Annotated in this window: 7 protein-coding genes; 3 read left to right on the top strand and 4 right to left on the bottom strand. The window is 32.1% G+C overall.

Annotation, left to right across the window (positions count from 1 at the left end; translation table 11 throughout):
* Positions 1 to 104 precede the first annotated feature (104 nt).
* The 3 genes from ACMOUI_RS12715 to ACMOUI_RS12705 are packed head-to-tail and all read left to right on the top strand — an operon-like array spanning position 105 to position 4,211.
* Complete coding sequence (locus ACMOUI_RS12715; protein WP_418966067.1) at positions 105 to 1,754, top strand: glycoside hydrolase family 13 protein; 1,650 nt, start codon at positions 105 to 107, stop codon at positions 1,752 to 1,754.
* A 23-nt stretch (positions 1,755 to 1,777) separates the two neighbouring features.
* On the top strand, positions 1,778 to 3,415 hold the full coding sequence (locus tag ACMOUI_RS12710; RefSeq protein ID WP_418966066.1) for a PTS transporter subunit IIBC: 1,638 nt from the start codon (positions 1,778 to 1,780) through the stop codon (positions 3,413 to 3,415).
* A gap of 7 nt (positions 3,416 to 3,422) precedes the next feature.
* Complete coding sequence (locus ACMOUI_RS12705; RefSeq protein WP_418966065.1) at positions 3,423 to 4,211, top strand: endonuclease/exonuclease/phosphatase family protein; 789 nt, start codon at positions 3,423 to 3,425, stop codon at positions 4,209 to 4,211.
* A 36-nt stretch (positions 4,212 to 4,247) separates the two neighbouring features.
* Here ACMOUI_RS12705 and ACMOUI_RS12700 read toward each other — a convergent pair whose 3' ends face one another.
* Genes ACMOUI_RS12700 through ACMOUI_RS12685 form a run of 4 tightly spaced genes read right to left on the bottom strand, consistent with a single transcriptional unit; the run spans position 4,248 to position 8,967 of the window.
* A complete protein-coding gene (locus ACMOUI_RS12700) occupies positions 4,248 to 5,192 on the bottom strand; it encodes a TDT family transporter (protein ID WP_418966064.1) in 945 nt (314 codons plus the stop codon).
* Positions 5,193 to 5,208: 16 nt separating this feature from the next.
* The gene (locus ACMOUI_RS12695) at positions 5,209 to 6,471 is read right to left on the bottom strand and encodes an NAD(P)/FAD-dependent oxidoreductase (RefSeq protein ID WP_418966063.1); all 1,263 of its coding nucleotides are present in this window, start codon (positions 6,469 to 6,471) and stop codon (positions 5,209 to 5,211) included.
* Positions 6,471 to 6,878 carry a 4Fe-4S dicluster domain-containing protein gene (locus tag ACMOUI_RS12690; RefSeq protein ID WP_418966062.1) on the bottom strand — a complete coding sequence of 136 codons (408 nt, stop codon included), beginning with the start codon at positions 6,876 to 6,878 and terminating at the stop codon, positions 6,471 to 6,473. Before ACMOUI_RS12690 ends, ACMOUI_RS12695 begins: the two co-directional genes overlap by 1 nt.
* A gap of 19 nt (positions 6,879 to 6,897) precedes the next feature.
* Positions 6,898 to 8,967, bottom strand: a complete 2,070-nt coding sequence (locus tag ACMOUI_RS12685; protein WP_418966061.1) for a molybdopterin oxidoreductase family protein — start codon at positions 8,965 to 8,967, stop codon at positions 6,898 to 6,900.
* Positions 8,968 to 9,400 lie beyond the last annotated feature (433 nt).

The raw sequence follows: 9,400 nt of genomic DNA, 5'->3' as shown, positions 1-9,400 counted from the left end.
GTTTTATATATAGACAAAATGAAATTTAAATGATAGAATAGAAAAAAGAGCAAACGTTTGCACAAAACTGAAAATATTTATTACAAGTTAAGGAGAAAGTTAAGATGTGGTGGAAAGAGTTAATAGGATATCAGATTTATCCAAAAAGTTTTAAGGATTCCAATGGGGATGGAATAGGGGACATAAAAGGGATTATAGAGAAGCTAGATTATTTAAAAGAGTTGGGAATTGATCTTATTTGGGTTTCACCATTTTTTAAAAGTCCTAATGATGACAATGGATATGATATAAGTGACTATAGAGATATCTTAGAAGAGTTTGGAACAATGGAGGATTTTGATAAACTTTTAGTTGAAACTCATAGAAGAGGTATGAAGTTAATAATAGATCTTGTAATAAATCATACAAGTGATGAGCATCCATGGTTTATAGAAGCAAGAGAATCGAAGGATAGCCCAAAACGTGATTGGTATATTTGGAGAGAGGGGAAAAATGAAGAGGAGCCAAATAACTGGGAAAGTATATTTAAAGGTTCAGCTTGGGAAAAATGTGAGAAAACTGATGAATATTATCTACACCTATTCTCTAAAAAACAACCAGATTTAAACTGGGAAAATGAAGAGATGAGAAGAGAGATATATGATATGATGAATTGGTGGTTAGACAAGGGTATTGATGGATTTAGAGTAGATGCCATAAGTCATATAAAAAAAGTTGATGGATTTCCAGATATGCCAAATCCAGAGGGGAAAAAATATGTGGATTCATTTGACATGCATATGAACGTGGAGGGGATTCAAAAATATTTAAAAGAGCTAAAAGAGAATACCTTTGATAAGTATGATATTGTAACAGTTGGAGAGGCCAATGGAGTAGATGCTGAAAATGCTGATGAATGGGTAGGGCATGAAAATGGGAAGTTTAACATGATATTCCAATTTGAGCATTTAAAATTATGGGACTATGAGGGGGAGACAGAGTTTTGTCCAAAGGCCTATAAAGATGTTTTAAATAAGTGGCAAGTATCACTAGAGGGAAAGGGATGGAATGCTCTTTTCATTGAAAATCATGATATTCCTAGAAGTACTTCAACTTGGGGAAATGATAATAAGTATTGGCTAGAGTCAGCAAAGGCTTTTGCAACAACTTATTTTTTACAAAAAGGAACACCATTTATCTATCAAGGGCAGGAGATTGGAATGACAAATACAGTGTTTAACTCTCTTTCAGAGTTCCAAGATGTAAAAAGTATAAATGAGGGAAAAGAGAAGTTAGAAGCTGGTATATGTGAAAAAACAGTTTTAAAGATTTTATCTAATACATCTAGAGATAATGCCAGAACACCAATGCAATGGGATAATACTTTAAATGGTGGATTTACAATAGGAAAGCCTTGGATTAAGGTAAATGAAAACTATAAAGAGATCAATGTACAAAATCAAATAAATGATAAAAACTCAATATATAATCACTATAAAAATCTAATATCTTTAAAGAAAAATAGCAAAACTTTAACTCATGGAAAATTTAAGTTAGTTTTAGAGGATGACAGACATGTATTTGCTTATCTTAGAGAGCTAGATAATGAAAGGTATCTAATTTTATCAAATCTTAGTGAAAATGAGAAAGTTTTAAATCTTTCAGAGTTCAACATAAAAAATGAGGATATTATAATATCTAATTATAAGGTTATTGATAAGAGTTTAGAAAATTTTATAATAAGACCATATGAAAGTGTAGTTTATAAAATCTAATTAAATATAGGGGAGAAGTTAAAATGAAAAAGAAAAGTTTAATATCATTTGATTTTTGGCAAAAATTAGGAAAAGCTTTAATTGTTGTAATAGCAGTTATGCCTGCAGCAGGACTTATGGTTTCTATTGGTAAACTTCTTGGAACAAGTGGTTTATCTATGATTGGAAGAATTATAGAGGATATGGGATGGGGAGTTATTGTAAATCTAAATATTCTTTTTGCTGCTGCAATTGGAGGTTCATGGGCCAAAGAAAAGGCGGGTGGAGCTTTTGCAGGAGTTATAGCTTTTATACTAACAAATAGAATAACTGGGGCTATATTTGGAATAAATGGAGCTATGTTAAATAGTCCAGATGCTACAATAATGTCTTTAACAGGACAGGAGTTGTTGGTAAAAAATTACTTTACAACAGTGATGGGGGCTCCTGCCTTGAATATGGGAGTATTTGTAGGTATTCTTTCTGGATTTTTAGGAGCAGTGCTCTTTAATAAGTACCAGAATTTTGATAGATTACCAAAATCTTTAGCATTTTTCAACGGAAAAAGATTTGTACCATTTGTAGTTATATTTGGCTCTTTTGTTATGGCAAGTATTTTAGCATTGGTATGGCCATTTGTTCAGTGGGGATTAAATAGTTTTGGAGAGTGGATTGCAACTTCTAGAAATACAGCACCTGTAATAGCACCATTTATATATGGTGCATTGGAAAGATTGTTGCTACCATTTGGATTACATCATATGTTGACAATTCCAATGAACTATACTGAGTTGGGAGGAACGTATCAAGTTTTAACTGGAACAGCTGTGGGAAGTACAATAGCAGGACAAGATCCAATATGGTTAGCTTGGATAACTGACTTAAATAACCTTAAGGCAGCAGGAGATATAAATGGATATAAAAATCTTTTAGAAACAGTTGTTCCAGCAAGATTTAAGGCGGGACAAGTAGTTTTATCTACAGCTTCACTTCTAGGAATAGGGTTAGCTATGTTAAACAATGTGGATAGTGATAAAAAAGCACAATATAAAACAATATTTATCTCATCGATGTTGGCAGTATTTTTAACAGGGGTAACAGAACCAATTGAGTTTATGTTTATGTTTGTCGCGCCGGTTTTATATGTGGCTTATGCTATTCTTACAGGACTTGCATTTGCTCTAGTGGATATAATATCTTTAAGAGTTCACTCTTTTGGATTTTTAGAACTACTTTCTCGTATACCGCTGATGATGAAAGCTGGACTTTATAAAGATCTAATAAACTTTGTAATAGTAAGTGGTGGATTTTTCTTTGCGAACTACTGGTTATTCAATGTAATCATAAAAAAATATGATTTACCAACACCAGGAAGAAGAGGAAACTATATAGATGAAGATGAGCAGGAGAGCAGTGAGAAAGTAAAAGTTACTGAAAACCAAGAGGAGATACCAGTTAGAATAATTGAGCTTCTAGGTGGAAGTGAAAATATAGTTGATGTAGATGCATGTATGACAAGACTTAGAGTTACTGTAAAAGATGCTGAAGTTGTTGGAGATAAAAATATGTGGAAAAAAACAGGGTCTATAGGGTTAATAATAAAGGATTGCGGAGTTCAAGCAATCTATGGGCCTAAAGCAGACATACTAAAATGTAAAATAATTGATATACTAGGGAGATAAATTTTAAATGAAACTATTAACACTAAACTGTCACTCTTGGCAGGAGAAGAATCAAGTGGATAAGATGAGATACTTAGCAAAAGTGATACTGGAAGAGGATTATGAAGTGATAGCTTTACAAGAGGTAAATCAACTGATAGAGGATAAAGTTTTATATGACAATATAAGAGAGGGGAACTTTATAGATTTACTGTGTAAAGAGCTAAAAAGATTGGGAGCTGAGTATAGTTATAGGTGGGATTATCATCATGTGGGATATGATATATTTCACGAGGGAACAGGGATTCTTTTTAAAGGTGAGGCGAAAGAAACTTTTGGAGAGTTTATAGGTAGTGTTAAAGATACAAACTTTTGGAAAACCAGAAAATTTACAATGATATCAAAAGTGATACTAGGAGAGGTAATAGATTTTTATAGCTGTCATATGGGGTGGTGGAAAGATAGTGATAACCCTTTTGAGGAGCAGGTAGACGATCTGTTAAACTTTGCTAACCAAAGAGGAAATAGATATTTTTTAATGGGGGATTTTAATAATAATGCAAATATAAGGGGAGAGGGATATGACTATATTCTTGAAAAAGGAGTAAAGGATACATATTTAGAAGCCCTAAAAAAAGATAGTGGAATAACCGTTCCAAGTGTTATTGCGGGATGGGAAGGAAAATGTAGCAAACCCAAGAGAATAGATTTTATATTCACTAATGAGGAGTGTAAGATAAAGTCTAGTGAAGTGATTTTTAATGGGGAAAATAGAGATATTATATCGGATCACTTTGGAGTGACGATAGAAGTATAAAGAAAAAGGATTGAACGATTAGCTCAATCCTTTTCTCTATTTAATGGGAGTAGGTTTAATCTTTTTTAAGAAATTATAAAAAACAAACACTATAATACCTGTTGTAACATAAAGTTGAATACCTGCAATATTTCTTATAATATCCGAATAATTTAATAGATTTAAACTGGTTAAATAGGCACTCATTCTAAAGGATGCCACAGTTCCAATTGCCATTGGGAAGGTAGTTCCCGCAAAGCCAGGATGAAAATCAAAACTAAAAAACTTAGGTATACTTAAAAGAATAGAGATAAGTGTTATAAAAACAATTGCATAAAGCAGAAAAGCTATGTATATATTTGGATTTTTTACTACATTTAAGTAACCCACAGTACATAGACTTGATGGTGCCAATAAAATAGCCTTTGTATGATAGACCATATCAGGTAAGGGCTTAATGATTAATCTTCTAATCATAAATGGAATTATTATGAAAAATATAGCTATCCCATATATTAAAACCCATTTAGAGATAACTGGTTCATTCATAGAACCACCTACAACAATGGAAACCATGATACCGTTATAAGTAACAAACCAACTAGGGACAAAGGTATCAATTTTAAAGTCTTTAATAACATTTCTATATGTAAATATACAGATAGCAAAGGTGTGAAAAAATACACCAAATAACCAAAGATTTTTTCCTAAAAATGGACTATATGGAAATAAAAATGCACCAATTATCATGGCTAGCATAGAGTATGTACCATATAAACTAGCGGGAATAGTGCTGCTATACTCGGCTAGAAAAGCCTCTTTGTGCTTGAATATCTTCATGGTTGCTAAGATAAAAACTATTATACCAATAATCATGAAAATGTTTCTTAGGTAAGTGAAGTTCAGTAATAAAAAGGCATTGGCAAGTGTACATGCCCCAACTGTTGTAGCAATAGCTCCAACAGGAAATCGCTCCAACCTATTGATAGTGTCTTTAATCATTATTAATCTCCTTATTTTATTTTTTATATTCAAACTCAAGTTCAGAATTTATATTGAAAAAATCGGAATAATCAATGTTAAATATAGATTTTTTTATTTTAGAAATATCAATATTCAATCTGATTAACTGAGTTAAAACACCAGTGTATGAAAGATCACCTTGAATAATAGCACCAAAGATTTTTCCATCTTTATGAGCTATTTTTTTATAGATACCACCCCTTTCTCTAATGGAATCAATATTCATACCCTCTATTTTTTCATATCCACTTTGACATCCTAGAGAAAGTGTAGGGATATCAAAAAAGTTCATAGTCGATTTAGCAAAGAAAAAATCATCCATGAGTCTTGTTTTTCCAGCCATATTTGAAGTGGCTGCGATGCCCTCTTTCACTGCCACAGACCAGATTGTACCTCTTCCACTGACATCTCCAGCTCCGTAGATATCTTTTATATTAGTTTCACACTTCTCATTGAAAAGAAGCCCCATTTTATCATATTTAATATCTGTATTTTCTAAAAACTCTATATTGGGTTTAACACCAGCACAAATGATAACCAAATCAGCAAGAAGCTCTATATCATTCCCCTCATCCATTAAACTTAGAGAGTTAATTAGATTAGGATTTTTAGGATTCAGATTTAATTTTGTAACTTTTGAATTAAAAAATAGTTTTACACCATGTTCCACTAATTTATTCTCATAAGTTATGGATGCTTCTTTATCAAGTTGTAGAGGAAGTAATCTATCAGACATCTCTATTAAAGAGAGATTAGCGTGAACATTTTTATTGTGTATCAAACCACTTATAGCATCCATTCCAATTAATCCAGCACCTATAACCACAATGTTTTTAGCTTTTTTTGAAATCTCTATGATTTTATTGCAGTCATCTAATGATTTAAGACCAACAACATTATCTTTATTGTCTATATTTTCTATTGGTGGAAAAAATGGTCTTGAACCAGAGGCAATTAAAACCTTATCATATGGGATGATTTCATTGTTATCCAAAATAATATTTTTTTCTTTTTCATCTAAAGAGATAACCTCTCTTCCCTTTAACCAGTTGATATTATTTTTTTCAAAGAAATCTTTATCTACAAAATTTATTTCATCAAGGTCTCTAATCTCACCTATATAATGATGAAGGATACATCTAGAATAGATATACGTATCTTTAGAAATTAGAGTTATATTAGCATTTTTATCTAAAGATCTTAAATTTTCTGCTCCATTAATTCCAGCGGCAGAAGCACCAATTATAACATAGTTCATTACTTTACCTCCTCAAGAGTTATTGCAGCCATAGGGCATTTAGCCACACACTGCGGCCCATCAGGAACATGGGTACACATATCGCATTTCATAATCTCTTTTTTAGTTTCCTTATCCTCTTTTAAAGTTCCGTAGGGACAGGCCATAATACACATATAGCAACTAGCACATCTCTTTTTATCATAAGTTACATAGCTAGTTTCAGTATCCTTTCTCATAGCACCGCTCATACATGTGTATACACATTCAGGAAGGTCACAGTTTCTACAAAATATTGGAGAAAATTTAAAATCACTACTTAAGACAACTCTGTTTCTGGAATCAGCAGAGTTATGAGAAACTAAGCAGGCACTGACACAAGTTAGACAACCAATACATTTACTTCTATCTATTTTTATTCTTTTCAATTTAATCTCTCCTTTGCTTTTAAATTTTTTCAATAGAAACAGGAGCGTATTTATATGAGGGCTCCTTTGAATATGGATCATATATAGAAAGCGTTAAATTATTTGTTTCAATATAATGGATTGGAGCATATAGAACATCATAAGGAAGGTTATCAGTAGTTAAGGCTATAAAGTTACTACTTCTTCCATTGATAGACTTAACTAATACTTCATCTTGAGATTCAATTCCTAATTTTTCTCCTAAGCTTTTAGAGAGATAGATATATGATTTATTTGAAATGGAGTCATTGACATAGGTAATCTCGCGAGTTCTAGTTTGAGTGTGCCATTGACCAACAGTTCCTCTTCCAGTATTAAGTATATATGGGAACTCATCATTTATAGGTACAGGATTTTCAGCAACATCTTCAAATACAAATTTAACTTTTTTATTAGGTGTGTAATATTCACCATTTTCAAAAAGTCTTCTCTCATGATCCACTAAAGTTTCACCCTCTTTAAATGGCCACTGAATACCATACCCTTTTTCCAATAGTTCATAGTTAATTCCAGTCATATCGCAAGGGGTATCTTTTGTAACTTTAGCCATCATATTGAACACTTTTTCAGGTGTTTCCCAACCACTCAATAACTCTCCCATTCCAAGTGCTTTTCCAATATTAAAGATAACTTCAAAATCACTAAAAGCTCCATCTGGTTTAGGTAAAACTGGGTTTAGCTTAGATACCCTTCTCTCAGTATTTATAAGAGTACCCTCTTTTTCTAATCCAGAAACTACTGGAAGGAATAGATGAGCAACCTTTGAGCTATCAGTATCTGGATATAGATCTTGAACAACGAAAAGGTCTAAATTTTGTATAGCCTCTTGGAATTGAGTGTTATTTATCCAAGAGTGTCTAGGGTTAGTGCATAGAATCCAAAGAGCTTTAATCTCACCAGAAATAATTTTTTCAATGATAACATTATAAGGTAGTGTAGGTTTTATTGGGAAAATAGCTGGGTCTAGACCAAGGGCTTCTCCAACAATCTTTCTTTTAGCTTCATCTGTATATTCTCCACCACCGTATAGTCCAGTGGTATTACTAAAAAGACGAGATCCCATAGCATTACACTGTCCTGTGATAGAGTTAGCCCCAGTTCCAGGCTTACCAATATTTCCAGTCATAACAGCTAAATTAATTATACTTTGAGCAGTTCTAACAGCTTGATAGCTTTGGTTTATACCCATAGTCCACCAGAAAGAAACAGCATCTCCCTCATGAATAAGTTTTGCTAGAGTTAAAAATTCATCTTTAGTAATTCCAACTTTTTTCTCTATATTATCAATAGAGAACTTTGAAACATGATCTTTAAAAGCATCAAAATTTTCTGAGTGATTTTCAATATAGTTCTTATCTAGCCAGTTGTTTTGAATAAAGTAGTTAGCCAAAGTATAATTTAAAACTATGTCACTTTTAGGTTTTATACAGAAAAAATAATCGGCATTTTGAGCTGTTTCACTCTTTCTAACATCAATAACAATAACTTTTTTATTTTTATTTTTTCTAACTCTATCCCAAATAATAGGGTGAGCAACAACAGGATTAGCACCAATAAAAATTATAGTATCGGAAAGCTCTAGATCATTTAATGTATAAGGAGGAGCATCAAATCCAAAACTTTGCTTATGTGCAACAACTGATGTAGCCATACAAAGTCTAGTATTTCCATCTAGTTGTCCCCCCACAAAGTTTCTAAAGACATGTCCAACTAATGCCATCTCCTCTAGGGCAAGTTGACCTGTACTTATGCAAGCAACACTCTCTTTGCCATGTTTTTTAACAATCTCTTTTAGCTTTTCACTGAAAAAACTATAAGCTTTTTCCCAAGATATCTCCTCTCTTCCATTTTCTGTTTTAAGAAGTGGTTTTTTAGGGAAATCTCTTGAAGTAAGTTGCTTATCTAGATTTAACCCTTTAATACAACTAAAACCTTTGTTAACAGGGTAATTTTCAGTAGGAATAACTTTTTTAATTTTATTATCTTCAATGTAGAAATCCATATTGCATGCTAGTGAACAGTAATTACAAGTGGTTTGAATCTTATTCATATTTTCCTCCTTGGTATACAAGTATTTATATATCTATCATAATACTTGGTAATAAAAAATAGTAGTGTGATTTTTGTCACACTACTATAAAAAAGGTTAAAATTAATTCTAAAGATGTATAAAAAATTATTGCGTTATAAGCGTTAGTTCAACAGTAGTAAGCCTCCTTTTTTACAATTTTTATCAGCAGCTATAACTCTTCTCAGCACAATCTTAACTGATTTTAAGCGACAGTTGCATAAGTTTACCCTCTTTAATAGCTTAAAAGTATCCAAAAATACAGTTTTTTAGATACTTCAGTAGCTTTTAGAGCTCCAAAGGTCATCTCATTGTCATGAGAAATTTATTATTCAATTTATTCTAAAGTGGGCTATAAAATCCTTCTCTATCCCTATTATTTCTAGAGTTCCTTTCAATTCAGTGAAAATGTTAT

Source organism: Cetobacterium sp., assembly GCF_048470075.1.
GTDB lineage: Bacteria > Fusobacteriota > Fusobacteriia > Fusobacteriales > Fusobacteriaceae > Cetobacterium_A.
This window is presented reverse-complemented; position numbering and strand designations above follow the sequence as displayed.